This window comes from Nitratireductor rhodophyticola, from assembly GCF_019891355.1.
In the GTDB taxonomy this organism is placed as follows: Bacteria; Pseudomonadota; Alphaproteobacteria; order Rhizobiales; family Rhizobiaceae; genus Nitratireductor; species Nitratireductor rhodophyticola.
The window spans coordinates 814,157-835,095 of sequence record NZ_JAHSSF010000001.1; the positions used below are offsets into that span (position 1 = coordinate 814,157).

General features: G+C 62.2%; 19 protein-coding genes. 15 read left to right on the forward strand and 4 right to left on the reverse strand.

What is annotated here, in order from left to right:
- The first annotated feature begins 77 nt into the window (after positions 1-77).
- From KUG85_RS03795 to KUG85_RS03805, 3 genes are read left to right on the forward strand one after another with little or no spacing between them, the layout of a single operon-like run.
- Positions 78-1,298: a beta-ketoacyl-ACP synthase gene (locus KUG85_RS03795; RefSeq protein ID WP_065817582.1), complete on the forward strand. Its 1,221-nt coding sequence runs from the start codon at positions 78-80 to the stop codon at positions 1,296-1,298.
- Between the two features lie 39 nt (positions 1,299-1,337).
- The gene (locus KUG85_RS03800; RefSeq protein ID WP_223004180.1) at positions 1,338-2,366 is read left to right on the forward strand and encodes a zinc-binding dehydrogenase; all 1,029 of its coding nucleotides are present in this window, start codon (positions 1,338-1,340) and stop codon (positions 2,364-2,366) included.
- Between the two features lie 9 nt (positions 2,367-2,375).
- A complete protein-coding gene (locus KUG85_RS03805) occupies positions 2,376-3,296 on the forward strand; it encodes a lipid A biosynthesis lauroyl acyltransferase (RefSeq protein WP_223004181.1) in 921 nt (306 codons plus the stop codon).
- Positions 3,297-3,312: 16 nt separating this feature from the next.
- On the opposite strand, the gene KUG85_RS03810 is transcribed toward KUG85_RS03805, so the two are convergent.
- The gene (locus KUG85_RS03810) at positions 3,313-3,744 is read right to left on the reverse strand and encodes a L,D-transpeptidase (RefSeq protein WP_065817761.1); all 432 of its coding nucleotides are present in this window, start codon (positions 3,742-3,744) and stop codon (positions 3,313-3,315) included.
- A gap of 188 nt (positions 3,745-3,932) precedes the next feature.
- Here KUG85_RS03810 and KUG85_RS03815 point away from each other — a divergent pair, with 188 nt between their 5' ends.
- From KUG85_RS03815 to KUG85_RS03835, 5 genes are all read left to right on the forward strand, one after another.
- Positions 3,933-5,216, forward strand: a complete 1,284-nt coding sequence (locus KUG85_RS03815) for an acetylornithine deacetylase/succinyl-diaminopimelate desuccinylase family protein (protein ID WP_223004182.1) — start codon at positions 3,933-3,935, stop codon at positions 5,214-5,216.
- Between the two features lie 82 nt (positions 5,217-5,298).
- Complete coding sequence (locus tag KUG85_RS03820; RefSeq protein WP_223004183.1) at positions 5,299-6,780, forward strand: ABC transporter substrate-binding protein; 1,482 nt, start codon at positions 5,299-5,301, stop codon at positions 6,778-6,780.
- A gap of 49 nt (positions 6,781-6,829) precedes the next feature.
- Positions 6,830-7,777 (forward strand): ABC transporter permease, encoded by a 948-nt coding sequence (locus tag KUG85_RS03825; protein ID WP_223004184.1) that lies wholly within the window; start codon positions 6,830-6,832, stop codon positions 7,775-7,777.
- Positions 7,774-8,646, forward strand: coding sequence for an ABC transporter permease (locus KUG85_RS03830; RefSeq protein ID WP_223004185.1), 873 nt, complete (start codon positions 7,774-7,776; stop codon positions 8,644-8,646). The genes KUG85_RS03825 and KUG85_RS03830 overlap by 4 nt, the downstream gene beginning before the upstream one ends.
- Positions 8,643-10,277, forward strand: a complete 1,635-nt coding sequence (locus KUG85_RS03835) for an ABC transporter ATP-binding protein (protein ID WP_223004186.1) — start codon at positions 8,643-8,645, stop codon at positions 10,275-10,277. The genes KUG85_RS03830 and KUG85_RS03835 overlap by 4 nt, the downstream gene beginning before the upstream one ends.
- Positions 10,278-10,357: 80 nt before the next feature.
- On the opposite strand, the gene KUG85_RS03840 is transcribed toward KUG85_RS03835, so the two are convergent.
- Positions 10,358-10,729: a TerB family tellurite resistance protein gene (locus KUG85_RS03840; RefSeq protein WP_065817589.1), complete on the reverse strand. Its 372-nt coding sequence runs from the start codon at positions 10,727-10,729 to the stop codon at positions 10,358-10,360.
- A gap of 258 nt (positions 10,730-10,987) precedes the next feature.
- Between KUG85_RS03840 and KUG85_RS03845 the strand changes: the two genes are divergently transcribed.
- The 4 genes from KUG85_RS03845 (at position 10,988) to KUG85_RS03860 (ending at position 13,394) form a co-directional block, all read left to right on the forward strand.
- Positions 10,988-11,773 carry a TSUP family transporter gene (locus KUG85_RS03845; RefSeq protein WP_065817590.1) on the forward strand — a complete coding sequence of 262 codons (786 nt, stop codon included), beginning with the start codon at positions 10,988-10,990 and terminating at the stop codon, positions 11,771-11,773.
- A 50-nt stretch (positions 11,774-11,823) separates the two neighbouring features.
- Positions 11,824-11,994 (forward strand): hypothetical protein, encoded by a 171-nt coding sequence (locus tag KUG85_RS03850; protein ID WP_007009729.1) that lies wholly within the window; start codon positions 11,824-11,826, stop codon positions 11,992-11,994.
- Positions 11,995-12,034: 40 nt separating this feature from the next.
- A complete protein-coding gene (locus KUG85_RS03855; protein WP_223004187.1) occupies positions 12,035-12,886 on the forward strand; it encodes an AraC family transcriptional regulator in 852 nt (283 codons plus the stop codon).
- A 73-nt stretch (positions 12,887-12,959) separates the two neighbouring features.
- On the forward strand, positions 12,960-13,394 hold the full coding sequence (locus KUG85_RS03860) for a VOC family protein (protein WP_223004188.1): 435 nt from the start codon (positions 12,960-12,962) through the stop codon (positions 13,392-13,394).
- A gap of 2 nt (positions 13,395-13,396) precedes the next feature.
- On the opposite strand, the gene KUG85_RS03865 is transcribed toward KUG85_RS03860, so the two are convergent.
- The gene (locus KUG85_RS03865; protein ID WP_223004497.1) at positions 13,397-14,866 is read right to left on the reverse strand and encodes a cobyric acid synthase; all 1,470 of its coding nucleotides are present in this window, start codon (positions 14,864-14,866) and stop codon (positions 13,397-13,399) included.
- Between the two features lie 126 nt (positions 14,867-14,992).
- On the opposite strand from KUG85_RS03865, the gene KUG85_RS03870 reads away from it, so the two are divergent.
- Entirely contained in the window at positions 14,993-16,162 is a 1,170-nt protein-coding gene (locus tag KUG85_RS03870) for an isobutyryl-CoA dehydrogenase (RefSeq protein ID WP_223004189.1), read from the forward strand.
- A 43-nt stretch (positions 16,163-16,205) separates the two neighbouring features.
- Positions 16,206-17,090: a 3-hydroxyisobutyrate dehydrogenase gene (mmsB, locus tag KUG85_RS03875; RefSeq protein ID WP_223004190.1), complete on the forward strand. Its 885-nt coding sequence runs from the start codon at positions 16,206-16,208 to the stop codon at positions 17,088-17,090.
- Between the two features lie 455 nt (positions 17,091-17,545).
- Here mmsB and KUG85_RS03880 read toward each other — a convergent pair whose 3' ends face one another.
- The gene (locus tag KUG85_RS03880) at positions 17,546-18,928 is read right to left on the reverse strand and encodes an aspartate aminotransferase family protein (RefSeq protein ID WP_223004191.1); all 1,383 of its coding nucleotides are present in this window, start codon (positions 18,926-18,928) and stop codon (positions 17,546-17,548) included.
- A 435-nt stretch (positions 18,929-19,363) separates the two neighbouring features.
- Here KUG85_RS03880 and KUG85_RS03885 point away from each other — a divergent pair, with 435 nt between their 5' ends.
- The gene (locus KUG85_RS03885) at positions 19,364-20,932 is read left to right on the forward strand and encodes a trimethylamine methyltransferase family protein (protein ID WP_223004192.1); all 1,569 of its coding nucleotides are present in this window, start codon (positions 19,364-19,366) and stop codon (positions 20,930-20,932) included.
- The last annotated feature ends 7 nt before the right edge of the window (positions 20,933-20,939 follow it).

Here is a 20,939-nt window from a genome sequence, read left to right on the forward strand (position 1 = left end):
GCCCGGAGGATTTTAGAGAAAGCGATCCCGTGAAAACGACCGACAGCTTTGGAAGACCCGTTATCGCCGTCACCGGAATGGGCGTCGTCACCTCTCTCGGCCAGGGCCGACAGGAAAACTGGGACGCGCTGATCAGCGGGCGCTCCGGCATTCACCCCATCACGCGCTTCCCAACGGACCACATGGCGACCACCATTTCCGGCATGGTCGATTTCCTGCCGTCGAGCACCAGGGGCGCCAGCGTCCACACCCATCATCTTGCCGATCTCGTGGCGGCGGAAGCCATCGAACAGTCCGGGCTTCCGAATTCCGAATTCGGCGGCCCGCTCTTTCTTGCCGCTCCCCCCGTCGAGCTCGACTGGCATCATCGCCTTGCGCTTTATGCCAAGGCCCGCAGTCACAACGGCAATCCTTCGCTCATCGAGGCAGCCCGCGAAGCGCGCGCCATGGAGCTTTTCGAGGAAAGCCAGTTCGGCACCATCGCCGATCGCCTCGCCGAGCGCTATGGCACAAGCGGCCTGCCGATCACCATGTCGACCGCGTGCGCATCGGGCGCAACTGCGATCCAGCTCGGCACCGAAGCGATCCGCCGCGGGGAATGCGACCGGGCGCTTGCCATAGGCGCGGACGGGTCGGCGACCGCCGAAGCGCTGATCCGCTTTTCGCTTCTTTCTGCGCTGACCACCCAGAACGATGCGCCGGAAAAGGCCTCGCGCCCCTTCTCAAAGGACCGCAGCGGCTTTGTCCTTGCCGAAGGAGCCGGTGCGCTCGTCCTGGAATCGCTCGAAAGCGCGCTTGCCCGCGGTGCCGAAATTCTTGGCATCATGCGCGGCTGCGGCGAAAAGGCCGATGATTTCCACCGCACGCGCTCCAAGCCCGACGGCTCGCCCGCCATCGGCGCGGTCCGCGCGGCCCTGGCGGATGCCGGCATGGCCGAAGACGAGATCGAATATGTCAACGCCCACGGCACGTCGACACCGGAAAACGACAAGATGGAGCATCTGTCGCTCTCGACCGTTTTCGGCGAGCGCATGAAGACAACGCCCATCTCCTCCAACAAGTCGATGATCGGCCACACGCTTTCGGCAGCCGGTGCCATCGAGGCCGTTTTCTCGCTGATGACCATGCGCGAGGGCGTCATCCCGCCCACCATCAACTACGATACGCCGGACCCGGCAATCGAGCTCGACGTGGTGCCGAATGTGAAGCGTGAGGCGCAGGTTTCAACCGTATTGTCCAACTCCTTCGGCTTCGGCGGACAGAACACCTGCCTTGTCATGGCCCGCGAACCGGTCTAATCGACCGGTTCCCATTGCCCGAAACCATCGGAATTCATTATGCGCGCACTTCAACTCGTCGCCGACCGCAAGCTTGAAACCGTCGATCTTGCGCCGCCCCCTGCTCCCGGACAGGGCGAGGTGACGTTGAAGATCCGCGCCGTCGCCCTCAACCACATCGATGTGTGGGGCTGGCGCGGCATGGCGTTTGCCAAGCGCAAAATGCCACTCGTGGTCGGTGCGGAAGCCTCCGGCGTGGTGGAAACGGTCGGTCCGGGCGTCAGCAATCTGCTCCCCGGCCAGCTCGTTTCCATCTACGGCGCGCGCACCTGCGGCCTGTGCCGCCCCTGCCGCGAAGGCCGTGACAATCTGTGCGAACATGTCTCCGGCGTGCACGGTTTCCACCTCGACGGCTTTGCGCAGGAAAAGATCAACCTGCCGGCCCGCCTCCTCGTCCCCGCCCCGCCCGGCGTCGACGAGATCGGTGCAGCGGTTGCGCCCGTCACCTTCGGCACCGTCGAGCACATGCTGTTCGACAATGCGAAGCTCGAGCCGGGCGAAACCATTCTCGTTCAGGCCGGCGGCTCCGGCATTGGCACCGCCGCCATCCAGCTTGCCAAGAGCATGGGCTGCACCGTCATCACCACGGTGGGCTCAGAAGACAAGATGGAGAAGGCAAAGGCGCTCGGCGCGGATCATGTCATCAACTACCGCGAGGACCGTTTCGAGGGCGTTGTGCGCAAGATCACGAAGAAGCGCGGTGTCGATGTCGTGTTCGAGCATGTGGGTGCCGATACGTGGGCAGGCTCGCTCCTCTCCATGAAGCGCGGCGGTCGCCTCGTCACCTGCGGCTCCACCTCCGGTGTCTCGACCAACATGAACCTGATGCAGCTCTTCCAGCAGCAGCTCAAGATTTTCGGATCCTTCGGCTGCCGCATGGAAAACATGGCCGACGCCATGCAGAAAATGGCGCGCGGGCTGGCTTCCCCGGTGATCGATACCGAGGTGGGTTTTGCCGACATCGACAAGGCGCTTTCTCGCATGGAAGGCCGCGACGTGTTCGGCAAGATCATCCTGCGCGTTGACTGACCCGCGCCCATGAAGCGCTCTCTGTTCCTTCTCGGCAAACGCCTCAAGACGCTCGAATACTGGCTCACCGCGCGGCTGGTGATCGGCGTTCTGGCGCTCCTGCGCCGCCTGCCACCGGAAAAAGCGCTTGATCTGGCCGAGAAAGTCGCGCGCACTGTCGGCCCGAAAGTGGGTCGCCATCGCCTCGCCGTCGACAATCTGCGGCAGGCCTATCCCGAAAAGAGCGAAGCTGAGATCGAGACCCTAGCCCTCGACATGTGGGGCAACATGGCTCGGCTTGCCGTCGAGTATGTGTTTCTCGACAAGCTGTTCGATTTCGACCCGGAGGCCGAGACCCCTGGTCGTGTCGAGGTGGAAGGTGTTGAGATATTCAAGCGTCTGCGCGACGAAAAAGATGTCCCGCACATTTTCTTCACCGGCCATCTGGGCAATTTCGAATTTCTGCCCATAGCGGCCTCACGCTTCGAGCTCGCCACCACATCCCTCTTCCGACCGCCCAACAATCCCTATGTGGCCGACTACATCCTCAAAACCCGCAGCAGCGCCATGGGCGGGCTCGTGCCGTCACAGGCGGGTGCTGCCCTCCAGCTTGCCCGCGTTCTCGACGATGGCGGCAATATCGGCGTTCTCGTCGACCAGAAGTTTCGCAAGGGCGTGAAGACGCGCTTCTTCGGCCGTGAATGCCGCACCAACCCGCTGCTTCCCAAGCTCGCGCGGCAGTATGACTGCGATGTCTACCCGGCCCGCTGCAAGCGGCTACCCGGCGGGCGCTACCGCCTGATCGTAGAAGACAGGATCACCCTGCCGCGGCAGGGCGACGGCACAATCGACATCGATGCCAGCGCCCAGTTGCTCAACGATGTGGTCGAGCGCTGGGTGCGCGAGGATCCCGGCCAGTGGATGTGGTTCCACAAGCGCTGGCAGATCTAGGGTCAGGCCCGAACGGTCAATCCGTGACCACAATGCGCGTGTTGCCGGGGCCGATCTTTTTCACCAGCGCATAGAGCCGCTTCGCGTTGGATGTGTGCAGGCGCACGCAGCCATGTGAGGCGGGCCGGCCGAGCTTCGACACGGCATTGGTCCCGTGAATGGCATATCCGCCATAGTAAAAGATCGAATACGGCATTGGCGACATGTTGTATTTGCGCGAATGCCACATTCTGTGCATGCGCTTCGGTCGCCATTGCCCGCGTGGCGTCACATAGCCTCGCCGCGCGGTGGACACACGCCAGCGGTGCAGCACGCGCCCGCGATGCATCACCGTCATCGTCTGTTTGGAAACACTGACTTTAGCCACGAGGCTCGCGGCTACACTTTGAGCCACGCCGCCCGAAAGAATCAGGCCTGCAATGGCTACAGCAAAGAAAATTCGTTTCATGAGCGCCCCCCGCTGCATGTGTGAAGTTTCTGCACGTAGACTTGGAATGCTTAGTTTCAATTCATGACGAAACCCCAAACGTCCTTGGTAAATAGAACTATACCTCTGTTTTTCGGGCAAGTTTCCACTCTTCACAATCGCGTGCACGCGATCTTGCCAACAAGGCTGCATATCGCTCTATTGCACACATGAACGAACAGCTTGCCTTGGCAGTGCGCCGCCGGACGGACGACCTCGTCGCACTCACTTCCGATCTGATCCGCTTTCCCACCGTGAACCCGCCGGGTGACGCCTACACACCGTGCTGCGAATACATCGCGCGCCGACTGAAGGCGAAGGGGTTTCAAACGCAGTTCGTCCGGGGCGTCGGTGCGCCGGGCGATTCGGACCGTTTTCCACGCACAAACGTCATCGCGCGGCGCGAAGGCCGCAGCCCCGGCGCCACCGTGCATTTCAACTCCCATATCGACGTGGTGGAAGCGGGCGAAGGCTGGACGGTCGATCCCTATGCCGCCGTCGTGAAGGATGGCAAGGTTTTCGGGCGCGGAGCCTGCGACATGAAGGGAGGTCTTGCCGCCTCCATCATCGCGGCCGAAGCGTTTCTGGAGGTCTATCCGAATTTTCCCGGCGCCATCGAGATCTCCGGCACGGCGGATGAGGAATCGGGCGGCTTTGGCGGGGTCGCCTATCTGGCGCGGGAGGGTTTCTTCTCGAAGCCGCGTGTGGATCACGTCATCATTCCCGAACCGCTCAACAAGGACCGCATCTGCCTCGGCCATCGCGGCGTGTGGTGGGCGGAGATCGAAACGCGCGGCGCCATCGCCCATGGTGCGATGCCCTTCCTCGGCGATTCGGCCATCCGCCACATGGGTGCTTTGCTCCATGCCTTCGAAGAGGAGCTTTTCCCGGCACTCGACGCCAAGGAAACCCGCATGCCGGTCGTGCCCGAAGGCGCGCGCCGCTCCACCATGAACATCAACTCGGTGCATGGCGGCCAGACGGAGGACTTCTTCCCCGGACTGCCCTCGCCCAATGTGGCCGATTCCTGCCGCATGGTGATCGACCGCCGGTTTCTGATCGAGGAAGACATTTCGCAGGTGAAGGGCGAAGTGGTTTCCATCCTCGAACGCCTGAAGCGCGAGCGTCCGAAATTCGACTATTCCATGCGCGACCTGATGGAAGTGCTGCCGCTGATGACCGAGGAGGACGCGCCCGTGCCGAGCGCCATCGCCGCGGGCATCCGTGAGGTTTTCGGCAAGGAGCCGGAATATGTCATTTCGCCCGGCACCTATGACCAGAAGCATATTTCGCGCATCGGGCACCTGCACGACTGCGTCGCCTACGGCCCCGGCATTCTCGACCTCGCCCACCAGCCCGACGAATGGGTCGGGATCGAGGATATGGTGCAATCGGCCACCGTCATGGCCATGAGCCTCGACGTTCTGTTGCGCGGTGTCGCGCCACCTCGATAAACCTCGTTTCAATGCGTGATTTACAGCCGCGCTGAATCACGCTTCAATCCTGAAAAATTACACGGCCCTGCGGGAGAGAGACATGAAGACGATCAAGTCCATTATCGGCGGCGCGACACTGTTATTGGCTGCAGGAACGGCGGCCCTGGCGGCCCGCACCGATCTCGTGATCGGCATCGTTCTGGAACCGCCGCATCTCGACCCGACCGCCAGCGCTGCAGCGGCAATCGACGAGATCCTCTATGCCAATCTCTTCCAGGGCCTGACCCGCATCGGCCGCAATGGCGAGGTTCTGCCCGCCCTTGCCGAAAGCTGGGAGGTTTCCGACGACGGCAGGACCTACACATTCAAGCTGCGTTCCGGCGTCACCTTCCATGACGGCACCACGTTTGATGCCGAGGACGTGAAGTTCACGCTCGACCGCGCCCGTGCGGAAGATTCGACCAATGCGCAGAAGCAGCTTTTCGCTGCCATCGATACCGTCGAGGCAGTCGACCCGGCCACGGTCAAGATCACGCTTTCGGCCCCGCAGGGCTCTTTCCTTTACAATCTCGGCTGGGGCGATGCGGTCATCGTTGCACCCGAATCCGCCGAAACCAACAAGGAAAATCCCATCGGCACCGGCCCCTTCAAATTCGATAAATGGGCAAAGGGATCGTCCGTCACGCTCGTGAAGAACCCGGACTACTGGGGTGAGCCCGTTGCGCTTGAAAAGGCCGAATTCCGCGTCGTGCCCGATGCGGCTGCCGCAATTCCAGCCCTCTTATCGGGCGATGTGCAGGCTTTCCCGCAGATGCCCGCCGGCGACGCCCTCATCCAGATCGAGAGCGACCCGCGCTTCGTGGTCGCCATCGGTGCGACCGAGGGCGAAACGATCCTCTCCACCAACAATGGCAGGGAACCCTTCAGCAACATCAAGGTGCGTCAGGCCATCGCCCATGCGCTGAACCGCGAGGAGATCATCGCCGGCAACGGTTCAGGCTATGGCACGCCCATCGGCTCGCATTTCTCGCCTGCCAACGAGGCCTATGTGGATCTGACCGGCACCTATCCCTACGATCCCGCGAAAGCGAAGGCGCTTCTCGCCGAAGCCGGCTATCCAGATGGTTTCAAGGCGACGCTCAAGCTCCCGCCGCCGCCCTATGCGCGCGATGGCGGACAGGTCGTCGCCTCGCAGCTGCGCCAGGTCGGCATCGAGCTTGAAATCATTCCCGTGGAATGGGCGCAATGGCTCGAACAGGTGTTCAAGAACAAGGATTACGACCTCACCATCGTCTCCCACACGGAGCCGAACGACATCAACATCTACGCGCGCGACGATTATTACTTCAACTATAAGAACCCCGCCTTCAAGGAAGTCATGAACGCGCTTGAGGCGACCGCCGACCCGAAAAAGCGCATCGAGCTCTATCAGACCGCTCAGAAGATCATCGCCCAGGATGCGGTCAACGGTTTCATGTTCCAGCTTCCCAAGATCGGCGTATGGGATGCGAAGCTCGAAGGCATGTGGGAAAACTCGCCCATTCAGGCCAACGACCTTACGGACGTCAGGTGGACTGACTGATCGGTGAAAGGAACCGCGCCGCACACGCGGCCTGGTTCCGGGGTCGCCCATGCTCGCCTATCTCTTAAAACGCATCGCCATCGGCCTCGTCACGCTCATCGTGGCGTCGGCTGTCGTGTTTCTCGTTCTTGAGATTGTCCCGGGCGACCCGGCCCTCGTGATGCTCGGCATGAACGCCGAACCCGAGGCTCTGGCTGCCCTGCGCGAAGAAATGGGCCTCAATCAGCCGGTGCTCATGCGCTATCTCGGCTGGGTCTCGGGCATGGCGACCGGCGATTTCGGCAATTCCTATACCTATTCATCGCCGGTGCTCGAATTGATCGGAGAGCGCGTCATGGTCTCGCTGCCGCTCGCGCTCATCTCGCTCTTCCTGTCCACGGCAATCGCCCTGCCCGTCGGGATTTTCGCCGCCTCGAGGCGCGGAAAGCCTGCCGACACGATCAGCATGGGCGCGGCCCAGATCGGTGTCGCCATCCCCAATTTCTGGTTCGCGCTCATCCTGATCTATCTTTTCGCCGTATGGCTTCGCCTCGTGCCTGCCGGTGGTTTTCCGGGCTGGGATGCAGGACTGTGGGCCGGTTTCAAGGCCCTTCTTCTGCCCGCCATCGCACTGGCGCTACCGCAGGCGGCGATCCTCGCCCGCGTCACCCGGTCGGCCATGCTTGAAGTGCTTGGCGAAGACTATATCCGCACCGCACGCGCCAAGGGCATGCCGCGCCGCATTGTCCTGTGGCACCACGCGCTGCGCAATGCGCTCATTCCGGTCCTCACCATACTCGGCCTGCAATTCGCCTTTCTGCTTGCCGGCACCATCATCATCGAAAACGTGTTCTATCTGCCCGGTCTCGGACGCCTGATTTTCCAGGCCATCACCCAGCGCGATCTCATCGTCGTGGAAGGTGTGGTGATGCTGCTGGTCGCCACGGTCATCGCCGTCAACATTTTGGTCGACATCGGCTATGCCATCGTCGATCCGCGCCTGAGGACCCGCCGATGACCCTAGATGCGCCTACACCGCAAGCCCCGCCCGAACGCCACTTTCTGCAGACGGCGCTTGCCAACCGTTCCTTCGTGATCGGTCTTGTCATCACCGCCATTATCGCCGCCATGGCGCTCCTTTCCTTCATGTGGACCCCCTACGACATCACTCATCTTGTCGTGGCCGACCGCATGAAGGGCCTGTCGCTTGCCCATCCACTCGGCACCGACCATCTCGGTCGCGACATTCTTTCCATGACCATGATCGGCGCGCGCAATTCCATTGCGGTTGCCATTGTCGCCGTCGGTATCGGCATGGGGCTCGGCGTGCCGCTTGGCACATGGGCGGCGGCACGCGGCGGTCTGGTCGATGAAGTGCTCATGCGATTCAACGATCTCGTCTTCGCCTTCCCCGCCCTACTCTCCGCGATCATGATCACCGCCATTTTCGGACCCGGCGCAATCAACGCCATCATCGCCATCGGCATCTTCAACGTACCGGTCTTTGCCCGCGTGGCGCGCGCCGGCGCGCTGTCCATCTGGCCGCGTGAGTTCATCCTCGCTGCCCGTGCCGCCGGCAAGAGCAAGACGCTCATCACCATCGAGCACATCCTGCCCAACATCGTGGCGCTGCTTCTGGTGCAGGGCACGATCCAGTTTGCGCTGGGCATTCTGGCCGAAGCCGGCCTCTCCTATCTCGGCCTCGGCGCGCAGCCTCCCATGCCTTCCTGGGGGCGCATGCTGTTCGAGGCGCAGACGCGCATGATGATCGCCCCGCATCTCGCCATTTTTCCGGGCCTTGCCATCGTCATCACGGTGCTGGGGCTCAACCTTCTGGGCGACGGCCTGCGCGACCTTCTCGACCCGCGGCTGAGGCGCGAACGATGAGCCTTCTCCAGATCGAAAATCTGTCGCTCTCCATCGCCGACTATCCGGTTTTGAAGGACATCGACCTCGAAATCCAGCCCGGCGAGGTTCTTGGCCTTGTCGGCGAATCCGGATCCGGCAAATCGATGACCGCCCTCACCGTCATGCAGCTTCTGCCTGAGCTTGCACGGGCAAAGGGCCATGTCGTCTTCGACGGGATCGACATTCTGTCAGCCCCAGAAGAGGCCATGTGCCGTCTGCGCGGCGACGATCTCGGCATGGTCTTTCAGGAGCCCATGACCGCGCTCAATCCGGTCAAGACCATCGGCGAGCAGGTGGCCGAAGGCATCCGCTGGCACACCGGCGCCAACCGGCCGGATGCCGAGGCACGCGCCCGCGCCATCCTTGAACGCGTCGGCCTGCCCGAGGCCAGATTTCCGCTCTCCCGATATCCCCACGAGCTCTCCGGCGGCCAGCGCCAGCGTGTCGTCATCGCCATTGCCTGCGCGTTGAAACCCAAGCTGCTGATCGCCGACGAGCCGACCACCGCGCTCGACGTGGTGCTTCAGGCGCAAATCCTCGACCTACTGCGCGATCTGGTGGAAGAAAACCGCATGGGGCTTCTGCTCATCTCGCACGATCTCGCCGTCGTCGCAGACATGGCCGACCGCGTCACCGTGATGCGCCATGGCGCTGTCATGGAAAGCGGCCCTACCGCGCACGTTCTGAGCCAGCAGAAACATCCCTATACGCGTCAGCTCGCCGAAGCCTCCACCCATGTGCCGGCGAGAGCCCGGCCGCAGGAAGCAGACAGCGACAGGCGTCAGACGCCGCTCCTCACCGTTTCCAGCGTAACGCGTGATTATCCCGGCCGTCGCAGGGGGCTGTTTTCCCGCCCCGAACCCTTCCGCGCCGTGGACAATGTCAGTTTCTCGCTCATGCCCGGTCATGCCGTGGCGCTGGTCGGGCGGTCGGGATGCGGAAAATCCACGCTGGCCCGCATGATCCTGGCGCTCGACACGCCGACATCGGGCGAAATCCGGCTCGATGGCGAGGCGCTCGGCGGCAGGAGCGAGCATGAGCTGCGCCACGCCCGCCGCAACATGCAGGTGGTGTTTCAGGACCCCTATGGCTCCTTCAACCCGCGCCATCAGGTGGAGCGGCTGGTGGCAGAACCCCTGCATCTGCTTGATCAGAAACCCTCGGCCAGCGAGCGCCGCGAACGGGTGGGCGAAGCGCTCGAATCCGTCGGCCTGAAAGCCGGTGACATGCATAAATACCCGCATGAGTTTTCCGGCGGCCAGCGCCAGCGCATTTCCATCGCCCGCGCCATCATCACCCGCCCGAAGCTCATCGTCGCCGACGAACCGGTCTCAGCCCTCGACGTCTCGATCCGTGCACAGGTTCTCGACCTCTTCGCCGATCTCAACCAGCGCCTCGATTTGACCTATCTCTTCATCACGCATGATCTCACGGTTGCCCGCGCGATCACCGACGAAGTCATGGTCATGCACGAGGGACGCATCGTCGAAAGCGGCCCTACCGCAAATGTTTTGAGACACCCGGAATCGGAAGCGGCCCAGGCGCTTGTCAATGCCGCCCCCGATCTGGAGCGAGCCATAAGTGCGCGGCTGGCCGGGCAAGTTGTTTGAGTTCCTGCTTCACATCATATGTGCACGCATTGCAGTCGCAGTGCAGCCGGCGGGCTCTTCTCACGCCCGCAGGCTCCGTTTCAGCCCGACAGATGCGCCACTTCGTCCGCACCTAGGCCCAGCACGTCGCACACCCGTGCCGTCAGTCGCTCGGTCCGGGAGGCAAGCTCCGCGTCACGCATAGCCAGTTCAAACAGTGTTTCGGCGAGGATCAGCCGCCGCTCCTGGCTCATCTGACGCAGGCTCGCTCTCGCCTGCATCACTTCAGCCTCCGTTGCCAGCGCTTCGAGCGCGGCGACAATATCCGCGGTGTCGTCCTCGGAAAGCTTGAGCATTTCGGAAGCGAAACGGCCAAGAACAGCCTTTTCCCGGTTTCCCGGCACCTCATCGGTCAATGCCAGACGAAGCAGAAGGAGCACGTCGGCGGCCATGGCATTCAAAGCGGCTGACATCGAAGGCCCCTCCGCTCCTGAACCGGACTCTGGCGATGCAAACATGGCTTGCTCCCGGTTTCTTCGTCCGTCACGATGACGCTCTGGCAGTAATCAATTACAACACTTCCAGACAGGCTCACCAAGCAGCTTCGCCAGGGCAGTTCTGTCATTCATTGCACCACAGCGCAAAGCTTCCTGTACAGTCGCAAATCCACCTTGCGGTGTGTATCCAGTTGTGCTGCAAGAAGCCATCTTACCGCTGGCTACCCCCTGAACATGTTTGAAGCAAGTCTCGAAATTCTCCTGCTGTTGACGCTGGCCGCATTTTTTGCCGGTTTCATGGACGCGATTGCCGGCGGTGGGGGTCTCGTCACCATCCCGGCACTGTTGCTCGCGGGCTTCCCGCCGGTGCTGGCGCTCGGCACCAACAAGCTGCAGGGCATGTTCGGCAGCGGAGCCGCTGCATACGCCTATGCAAAAGCCGGGCATGTCCGCGTTTCGAGCCAGATTTTTCCGGCAGTTTTCTCTTTCCTGGCGTCCATCGCCGGTGCGCTTGTGGCCACGGTTCTGCCGGCCGATCTGCTGCGCGGCATGCTCCCTTTCCTGCTGATAGCGGTCGCGCTCTATTTCGCGTTTAAACCGAATTTGAACGACATTGACCGCGCACAGCGCATCACCCCGTTTCTGTTTGGCCTGACCATCGCGCCCCTGCTGGGGTTTTATGACGGCGCCTTCGGTCCTGGAACGGGATCGTTCTTCATGCTCGCTTTCGTCGGCCTCGCCGGTCAGGGCATGCTCAAGGCGACGGCTCACACCAAGTTCCTCAATTTCGCATCGAATGTCGGCGGCTTTGCAGCCTTCGCTGCGGTCGGCGCGATTGCATGGAAAGTAGGGCTGGTCATGGGCCTGGCCCAGATCGCCGGGGCACGCATCGGCGCGGCCTTTGCCATGAAGAAGGGCGCACGCATCATCAAGCCACTGCTGGTTCTGGTCTGTCTTGCGCTGGCAGTGCGCCTCCTGATGGACGGTGACAACCCGCTCCTGAGATATATTGGCCTATAAGTTGTAGCTGGCTTTATCTTTTCCCCGCTAACTCTTGATCGGGGATACCCATGACACTCAACGCACCCTCCAAGCTTGTTTTCCTTCTCAGCCTCGTTATCGCCGTCATCGCGCTTCTCGCGGCTCTGAACCTGCTGTCCTTCGTGCCGATCCCCTCTTTCTGGATCATGACACTGGCCTACATCCTGCTCGCAGGAGGAACGATGCTGAAAGGCGTCTGAAGTCCTTTCCAGAAAGGACGCGCGGCACTATCGTGCCTGCATGTACGATGTTTCAGGACTTCCAGGACTGGAAACGGCGGCAGGCCTTCTTCCGCCGAATCCTGATTGCTTTTTCCTCATCAGGCGCCCTCCACAGCCGGCATTTTGCGACGCGGTCCTCGGCTTCACCGGCTATGCCGAGCGGACGAGCGGTCATTTTCGTCAGATACAGGCTGCTCCACTGGCCGTGCCGCTCATCATCAGTTTTTCGTCTTTCTTCACCATCGCTCTTGGTCGCGCACCTGAGCAGAATGAACGATTCACCTGTTTCACTTCAGGCCTCTATGCCGGACCGGCAGTCATCGACTCCTTCGGCACCAGCGCCTGTATCCAGGTCGATTTCACGCCGACCGGCGCGCGCCGCTTCTTCGGTGTGCCGATGCATGAGCTCGCCGCGCGTATGATCGCGCTCGACGACATTCTGGGGCCGCTTGCCTCGCGTCTGCGCGAGCGTCTGGGGGCAGAGCCCGACTGGAACCGCCGCCTCGGCATCGTCGAGAGCATTGTCTATCGGCGCCTGCTTGAATGCCCCGCGCCGGATCGGCAAACCGCCATCGCCCTGCACCGCATCGCGACCTCTCACGGATCAGCATCCATGGCCGGTCTCGCTGCCGAACTCGATTGCAGCCGCAAGCACCTCGTCGAAATGTTCCATCGAAACGTGGGGATCGCGCCCAAGACCTATGCGCGCATGGTGCGTTTTCACCGCGTGCGGCAGCTTGCCATGAGCAGCGGACGGGCTCTGGCCGATATTGCGTTTGAATGCGGGTTTTCCGATCAAGCACATATGAGCCGCGATTTTATGGAGTTTTCCGGTGAGACCCCGTCCCGCTGGAAACGCCGCGTCAGCTGATCAGCGGTAACATTTCTTCAAGACGTTTCCGCGTGCCGGTGACAATGTGGCCGCGTGAGAAACGGAGAGAGTGATGAACCAGATCATTTCGCTTGAGGCCCCGCGCATCTATCCCACCTTCCGCTACCGCGATGCCGCCCGCATGGCTGACTGGCTTGTCGAGGCGTTCGGTTTCCGTATCCACGCCAGCCACGAGCGAGACGGCCGCATCGTCCATGCCGAGCTTGCCCTTGGGTCGTCCATGATCATGATCGGCGAAACGGCCGACGATGCCTATGGCGATCTGGTGGGCGCTCCGGGCGCGACAGGAGGCAAATCCACCTATGTGGCGATTGACGATGCAGATCTCCTTTTCGCCCGGGCGCGGGGCGCCGGCGCGAAAATCCTGCAGGGCCTGAGCGACACGGACTACGGCAGCCGCGATTTCATCTGCGCCGATCCCGAAGGCAATGTCTGGTGCTTTGGCACCTACTGGCCAAAGGCGCATGAAAACCCTGCCGCCGAATAGGGTCAGCGCGCTGCGGCCAGCAGGGCATCGCAGTCGAGATGCCGTTCGAGTTTTAGGGCGATGTCGTCGAGCGCGCTCTCGACCTGGGCGCGATAGCTGCCCCCGCCCGTCTCGATGCCAAACTCGTTGAGAAACCGCGCCCGAAAAGCATCGGAACCGAACAGACCGTGCAGATAGGTGCCCGACACCCTGCCATCCCTGGACGTCGCCCCCTCTGCCCGGTCGTCGATCATGGCAACGGGCCGGGCGCAGTCCTTCCCTTCCGTCCGGCCGATGTGGATTTCGTATCCTGTGACCGGCACGCGATATCTGGCCGAGACGGCCTCCACCTCACGCAGCGCTTTCTGCTGCTGCATGACCGTCTCGACATCCAGCAGGCCAAGCCCCTCGACACGGCCTGCCGCGCCCTCGAACCCTTCCGGGTCCTCCACAGTGCGGCCCAGCATCTGATAGCCGCCGCACAGGCCGACGATATACCCGCCGCGCTCCCGGTGCGCTTTCAGGTCTTCGTCCCAGCCCTGCCGGCGCAGGAAGGCGAGATCGCCGATGGTCGATTTCGAACCCGGCAGCACGATCAGGCCCGCATCGCGCGGCAGGCGCTCGCCCGGCGGCACAAACACCACCTCCACCTCGGGTTCGGCCGAGAGCGGGTCGAGATCGTCGAAATTGGCGATGCGCGAAAGCATCGGAACGGCGACCCTGAGCTTTGCCGGCAGCGCACTCGTGCGGCGCGCCAGCGTGACCGAATCCTCCGGCGGAAGTCGGTGCGCTTCGGAAAGCCACGGCACCACACCGAAAGAGGGCCAGCCGGTGAAACCGTGAATGGCGGCAATCCCGTCGTCGAACAGCGAGAGGTCGCCGCGAAACTTGTTCACGATATAGCCGACGATCATACGCCGGTCCGCTTCATCGAGGATCAGATGCGTGCCCGCCAGCGCCGCGATCACGCCGCCCCGGTCGATATCGCCCACCAGCACCACCGGCACGTCGGCTTCGGTGGCAAAGCCCATATTGGCGATGTCGCGCGCGCGCAGATTGATCTCGGCCGGCGATCCCGCCCCCTCGACGATCACCAGGTCCGCCTCCTTGCGCAGCCGTTCGAAGGATTCCATCACCGGCGCCATCAGCGCGCCCTTGCTGCGCTGATAGTCGCGCGCCCGCGCGGAGCCGCGCGCGCGCCCCTGCACCACGAGCTGCGCGCCCATGTCGCTCTCCGGCTTGATCAGAACCGGGTTCATGTCGACTGTCGGCGCGACCCCGCAGGCCAGCGCCTGCAGCCACTGCGCCCGCCCGATCTCCCCCATTTCGGACGATCCCGGTATGGCCGCGATGGCAGCATTGTTGGACATGTTTTGCGGCTTGAACGGGCGAACGCTGAGCCCCCGCCGCTTCGCCATTCGGCACAGCCCTGCCACAAGCACCGATTTTCCCACATCCGAGCCCGTGCCCTGCAGCATGATGGCGCGCGCCATGGTCATCCCCGTCTTCGTCTTCACCGCGTTTGATGCACAGCGCCTGTGCCACACCTCGCATTGCGCGGTTCCCTCAATGCACTAAACTGATCCATCAGGGAAGGAATTCCATTTCGGGAGGACGTTATGGACGCCAGCGTTTCGCAAGCTGCGGAGCAGTTCGAGCTCAATGCAGACCAGCGCGCCATTCAGGAGATGACCCAGAGCTTTGCCGCCGACCGCGTCGCGCCGCACGCGCTCGACTGGGACCGCGACAAGCATTTCCCGGCCGATGTGGTGCGCGAAACCGGCCCGCTCGGCTTCGGCGGCATCTATGTGCGGGACGATGTCGGCGGTTCGGCGCTCGGCCGGCTCGACGCGGTGCTGATCTTCGAAGCCCTTGCCGCCGCCTGCCCCGGTTTCTCCTCATTCATATCCATCCACAACATGGCCGGCTGGATGATCGACACATTCGGCAATGAAGAGCAGCGCCAGCGCCTTCTGCCGAAACTCACCTCGATGGAGTGGCTTGCAAGCTATTGCCTGACAGAGCCCGGCTCCGGATCCGATGCCGCGGCGCTGAAGACAAAGGCTGTCAAATCCGGTGGCGACTACGTGCTGAACGGCACCAAGCAGTTCATCTCCGGTGCAGGCGAAAACGACATCTATGTCGCCATGGTGCGCACCGGGGAGGACGGCCCCAGAGGCGTTTCCACGGTCGTCGTCCCGAAAGATGCGCCCGGCCTCTCCTTCGGCCCCGCCGAATTCAAGATGGGCTGGCACATGCAGCCGACGCGGCAGGTGATCTTCGAGGACTGCAAAGTGCCTGCCGAAAACCTTCTGTCCAGCGAGGGCGCAGGCTTCGGCATTGCCATGGCCGGCCTCGACGGCGGAAGGCTCAACATCGCCGCCTGTTCGCTGGGTGGCGCGCAATCGGCGCTCGACAAGGCCCTCGCCTATACGGCCGAACGCGAGGCCTTCGGCCAGGCGATCAACCGTTTTCAGGCGCTCCAGTTCAAACTGGCCGACATGGAGACGAACCTGCAGGCGTCACGCATGATGCTCTACACGGCTGCCTCCAAGCTGGATGCAAAGACGCCCGACGCCTCCAAATGGTCGGCCATGGCCAAGCGTTTCGTCACAGACACCTGCTTCGACATCGCCAATGACGCGCTGCAGCTTCACGGCGGTTATGGCTATCTGCATGAATACGGCGTCGAGAAACTGGTGCGGGACCTGCGCGTTCACCAGATTCTCGAAGGCACCAACGAAATCATGCGACTCATCATTGCACGGCACCTGGTCGGCCGCGGCTGACCGGTTCGCCGAAGCCGCCCCGCCACGCCCCCGGAGGAAACATATGGCAAGCATTGCATTCATCGGTCTCGGCAATATGGGCAATCCCATGGCAGCCAATCTCGTCAAGGCCGGTCACACGGTTCTCGGTTTCGACCTGATTACGGAAAATCTCGAGACCGCTACCCAAAATGGCGTCACGGTCATGGCGAGCGCGGCAGCGGCGGTGAAGGATGCGGAGGTCGTGATCACCATGCTGCCGGCCGGAAAGCATGTTCTTTCCGTCTATGCCGACATTGCTGCGAAGGCCCACAAGGGCGCGCTCTTCATCGATTCTTCCACCATCGACGTGGAGTCGGCCCGCAAGGCGCATGATATTGCTGCAGAACACGGGCTTCTCTCCATCGACGCACCGGTTTCGGGCGGGGTGGGCGGTGCGGAAGCCGGCACGCTGACCTTCATGGCAGGCGGAACATCTGACGCCTTTGCGAAAGCCAGCCCCATTCTGGAACCGATGGCGGGGCGCGTCGTCCACTGCGGCGACGGTGGCGCCGGTCAGGCGGCGAAAATCTGCAACAACATGATCCTCGGCATTTCGATGATCGCCGTTGGCGAGGCCTTCGTTCTGGCCGAAAAGCTCGGGCTTTCCCATCAGGCGCTGTTCGACGTCGCCTCTACATCCTCGGGTCAGTGCTGGTCGCTGACAAGCTATTGTCCCGTGCCCGGCCCCGTGCCGGCCTCGCCCGCCAACCGCGACTACAAGCCCGGCTTTGCGGCCGGTCTCATGCTTAAGGATCTGAAGCTCGCGCAGGAAGCCGCCCAGAGCGCAGGTGCCGCCACGCCGCTCGGCGCCGAAGCAGCGCAGCTCTACACGCTCTTCAACGCCATGGGCCACGAAGGCACCGATTTTTCCGGCATCATCAACTTTCTCCGCGGCAGGCAAGGCTGAAAAAATAGAACGCCGGCAAAAAAACGTGATTTTATATGTCCCGCTAACTTCCCGGTAACCATGAGCGGCTAGAAATGACGTCGAGGCGGCTTTGAAGCCTCCCCGACGCCGGATCAGGTCTCGCGTACCGGTACGGGAACTCTTCGCAGCGTTGCGTAAGTGCGAAGAGCAGTATTCGAGTAATGTAAAACCGCGTCTCTTCCCGCCCGAAGAAACGCGGTTTTTCTTTACAGCGCCGCGCGTCTTATAAGACGCGCAAAGGACGCTGTAACACTTTGAATTAATGCATGTTCGTTGTCTTTCAAATGAATTCATTTGAAAGCGCCATGCATTAGTGCATTTTGCAGCCAGGTGGACTCACCTGATGTCCGCATAAATGCGGAGAAACAGACAGATAGAGCGGAGTAGCGTTTCCCTGAAACGGTGAACCGCTCTGGTGTCAGAACCCTACGGGATCATCCTCCCTTGCGCAGTTCGGCTTCGGCCCTGTTCAACGCCGTCTCGATCCGGTCGCACGCCATGTCGATGGTCTCGCGGGTCCAGATCAGCGGCGGCGACAGAATCATCGTGTCACCCACGGCCCGCATCATCATGCCGCCGTCGATTGCGTGGTCGCGCACGCATGATGCCGCCGCCCCCTCACCTGGAAAGCGCTTGCGCGTTTCCTTGTCCGCAACAATCTCGATTGCTGCCATCAGCCCGAAGGACCGGACCTCGCCGACAATGCCGTGTCCGCCAAGCCGCGCCTGAAGCGTCTCGGCCAGATAGGGGCCCGTATCGGTGCGCACCCGCTCCACCAGGCCTTCCCGCTCGATGATCTCCAGGTTTTTCAGCGCCACCGCGCACGCCACCGGATGGCCTGAATAGGTGTAGCCGTGGAAGAACTCGCCGCCCTTCTTGACCAGCGTTTCAGCGATACGATCACCGACAAGAAGCGCTGAAAGCGGCTGATAGCCCGACGTCAGCGCCTTGGCCGTGGTGATCGTGTCGGGCTGCAGTCCAAGCCGCTCGGCGGCAAACCACGCGCCGGTGCGACCATAGCCGGTGATCACCTCGTCCAGCATCAGGAGCACATCGTATTTTTTGCAGATCCGGTCTATCTCCGGCCAATAGCTTTCCGGCGGGATCTTGACGCCGCCTGCCCCCATCACCGGCTCGCCGATGAAGGCTGCGACGTTCTCCGGCCCGGCCTCGAGAATGGCATCTTCGACCGCCTTCGCAGCGCGCAGACCGAAATCATGGTCGCTCTCCCCCGCCTCCCGGAGTTCGAATGCGTAGGGCGGCATTACGTGGTCAATGTTCGGCACGGCGCCATAGAGCTGTCCATGCATCGCCCCCATGCCGCCCAGCGAGGTCGCCGCAACGGTCGAGCCGTGATAGGCCCAGTTGCGCGAGATGATGCGGTTCTTTTCCGGCTTTCCTTCGAGCGCCCAGTAGTGCCGCACCAGCCGAAGCGCGGTGTCGTTGGCTTCCGATCCGGATGACCCGTAGAAAACCTGGTTGATGTTTGCGGGCGCGATCTCCGCCAGTCTCTGCGAAAGAAGCACCGGGGTCGGCGTGGAACAGCGAAAGAAGGAATTGTAATAGGGCAATTCCTTCATCTGCTCATGGGCCACTTCGGCGAGTTCGTCGCGGCCATAGCCGACGTTCACGCACCACAGCCCGGCCATCCCGTCGAGTATCTCCCTGCCCTCCGTATCGTAGACGAAAGGCCCGTTGGCGCGGCTGATGATGCGTGACCCCGCCGCCCGTAGATCCTCGTGGTCCGTGAACGGATGCAGATGGTGCGCAGCGTCCATTTCCTGAAGCTGATTCAGGGAAAAATTCCTGTATGTCATAGGCTTGCTCTCTTCGTTTGAACTGTTCCGATAAGATCGGAGGCCGTTTCAAACGACGCCGGGAGGCGAATATCCGATGCGTGCGCATAGCCGCAGGAGTTCCGTATGCCGTGTGCGCGGTGACGGTTTGGGCGCGGGCAAATCGTTCTCCTGTGGACCGGGACATGGGTTCATGCACCAAATCTAGAGCATCGGACCGAAAAGTGGAATCCGGTTTTCGGGCTATTCCGATGCTCCAGCAATAGTCTAGATCGTCCTTTGTGCGTCCGGATGGACGCACGGTAGCCACACTGCCGCAGGCCGTTCAAGCCGGTACGACAGGCGCCGGTTCCCGAAAATGTCGCATCTCTCGCTCTACGGGTCGCCAGCCCGACCTTTCGCCGGCTGGCTTGGCCCCATCATATGATCCCATCGCAGCAGTCACGAAGGATGCCCATGACGCAGGACCTCGCAACCGCTGATTCCGGCCCAACCCGTCCACGACGCGGCGGGCGCGCCGCCAAGCGCGGCAATACAGGCAGCTTCGAGCAGCCTCCCTTTCGCCGCCTCGTCAATCCGTTCACGCCCACCCGCATTGTCTCGGAGGACGAGCTCGAAGCCATTCATCTGGCATCGCTCCGGGTGCTGAGCGAGATCGGCGTCGAAGTGCTTCACGATGAAGCGCGCGCCATCATGAAAGCGCATGGTGCCGATGTGCGGGCCGATACCCAGCGCGTCCATTTCGATCCTGCGCTGATCCTCGAATACGTTGCCCATTGCCCTTCGGAATTCGAGGTTCATGCGCGCAATCCGGCGCACAATCTGCATATGGGCGGGAACAGCCTTATTCTCGCGCAGATGGCGTCGGCGCCGAACTGCTCCGACCTCGACCGCGGCCGCCGGCCGGGCAATCAGGAGGACTTTCGAAACTTCATCAAGCTGTCGCAGATGCACAACATCATCCAGTGCCAGGGCGGCTACCCGGTCGAACCGATCGACATCCATCCGTCCATCCGGCACCTGGAATGTCTGCGTGACATCGCCACGCTCACCGACAAGGCCTTCCACATCTATTCGCTGGGGCGGGAACGCAATCTTGACGGTCTCGAGATTGCACGGATCGCACGCGGTGTCAGCGCCGAGCAGTTTGCCAGCGAAGTTTCCTGCTTCACCATCATCAACACGAACTCCCCTCTGAAACTCGACATTCCGATGATGGAGGGCATCATCCATATGAGCCGTCACGGACAGGCGGTCATCGTCACGCCGTTCACGTTGGCCGGCGCCATGGCGCCCGTCACCATCGCCGGCGCGGTGGTGGAACAGAATGCCGAGGCGCTGGCCGCAATCGCTTTCGCGCAGATGGTCAGGAAAGGCGCGCCCGTCGGCTATGGCGGTTTCACGTCGAATGTCGACATGCGCTCAGGGGCTCCGGCCTTCGGCACGCCGGAATACATGAAGGCGCAGCTTTTGGGCGGGCAGCTTGCCCGGCGCTATGGCATTCCCTATCGCAGCTCCAATGTCTGCGCCGCCAACACGGTCGATGCGCAGGCTGCCTATGAAAGCACCTTCTCGCTCTGGGGTGTCGTTCAGGGCGGCGCAAACATGGTCAAGCATGCTGCGGGCTGGCTCGAAGGCGGGCTGTGCTGCTCTTACGAAAAGATGATGCTCGACATCGATCTTCTGCAGATGGTGGCCGAGTTTCTTCAACCGCTCGATCTCTCGGAGGATGCGCTCGGGGTCGAGGCCATCCGTCAGGTTGGCCCCGGCGGGCATTTCTTCGGCTCCCCGCACACGCAGGCGCGCTACAAGACTGCTTTCTATTCCCCCATCATTTCCGACTGGCGCAATTACGAGACCTGGGCGCAGGCCGGCTCTCCGACCGCAATCGACCATGCCAATCGCCTCTGGAAGGAGCGGCTTGCCATGTACGAGCCGCCCCCCATGGAGGAGGCGATCCGGGACGAACTCGACGCGTTTGTCGAGCGCCGCATCCGCGAAGGCGGCGCTCCGACAGATTTCTAGTTTCGAT

Coding starts and splice junctions, on each gene's coding strand:
- KUG85_RS03855 (WP_223004187.1), top strand. CDS start 12,035: ATGTACGATGTTTCAGGACTTCCAGGACTGGAAACGGCGGCAGGCCTT.
- mmsB (WP_223004190.1), top strand. CDS start 16,206: ATGGCAAGCATTGCATTCATCGGTCTCGGCAATATGGGCAATCCCATG.
- KUG85_RS03820 (WP_223004183.1), top strand. CDS start 5,299: ATGAAGACGATCAAGTCCATTATCGGCGGCGCGACACTGTTATTGGCT.
- KUG85_RS03805 (WP_223004181.1), top strand. CDS start 2,376: ATGAAGCGCTCTCTGTTCCTTCTCGGCAAACGCCTCAAGACGCTCGAA.
- KUG85_RS03840 (WP_065817589.1), bottom strand. CDS start 10,729: ATGTCAGCCGCTTTGAATGCCATGGCCGCCGACGTGCTCCTTCTGCTT.
- KUG85_RS03835 (WP_223004186.1), top strand. CDS start 8,643: ATGAGCCTTCTCCAGATCGAAAATCTGTCGCTCTCCATCGCCGACTAT.
- KUG85_RS03845 (WP_065817590.1), top strand. CDS start 10,988: ATGTTTGAAGCAAGTCTCGAAATTCTCCTGCTGTTGACGCTGGCCGCA.
- KUG85_RS03830 (WP_223004185.1), top strand. CDS start 7,774: ATGACCCTAGATGCGCCTACACCGCAAGCCCCGCCCGAACGCCACTTT.
- KUG85_RS03795 (WP_065817582.1), top strand. CDS start 78: ATGGGCGTCGTCACCTCTCTCGGCCAGGGCCGACAGGAAAACTGGGAC.
- KUG85_RS03825 (WP_223004184.1), top strand. CDS start 6,830: ATGCTCGCCTATCTCTTAAAACGCATCGCCATCGGCCTCGTCACGCTC.
- KUG85_RS03865 (WP_223004497.1), bottom strand. CDS start 14,866: ATGGCGCGCGCCATCATGCTGCAGGGCACGGGCTCGGATGTGGGAAAA.
- KUG85_RS03870 (WP_223004189.1), top strand. CDS start 14,993: ATGGACGCCAGCGTTTCGCAAGCTGCGGAGCAGTTCGAGCTCAATGCA.
- KUG85_RS03850 (WP_007009729.1), top strand. CDS start 11,824: ATGACACTCAACGCACCCTCCAAGCTTGTTTTCCTTCTCAGCCTCGTT.
- KUG85_RS03810 (WP_065817761.1), bottom strand. CDS start 3,744: ATGAAACGAATTTTCTTTGCTGTAGCCATTGCAGGCCTGATTCTTTCG.
- KUG85_RS03880 (WP_223004191.1), bottom strand. CDS start 18,928: ATGACATACAGGAATTTTTCCCTGAATCAGCTTCAGGAAATGGACGCT.
- KUG85_RS03815 (WP_223004182.1), top strand. CDS start 3,933: ATGAACGAACAGCTTGCCTTGGCAGTGCGCCGCCGGACGGACGACCTC.
- KUG85_RS03885 (WP_223004192.1), top strand. CDS start 19,364: ATGACGCAGGACCTCGCAACCGCTGATTCCGGCCCAACCCGTCCACGA.
- KUG85_RS03860 (WP_223004188.1), top strand. CDS start 12,960: ATGAACCAGATCATTTCGCTTGAGGCCCCGCGCATCTATCCCACCTTC.
- KUG85_RS03800 (WP_223004180.1), top strand. CDS start 1,338: ATGCGCGCACTTCAACTCGTCGCCGACCGCAAGCTTGAAACCGTCGAT.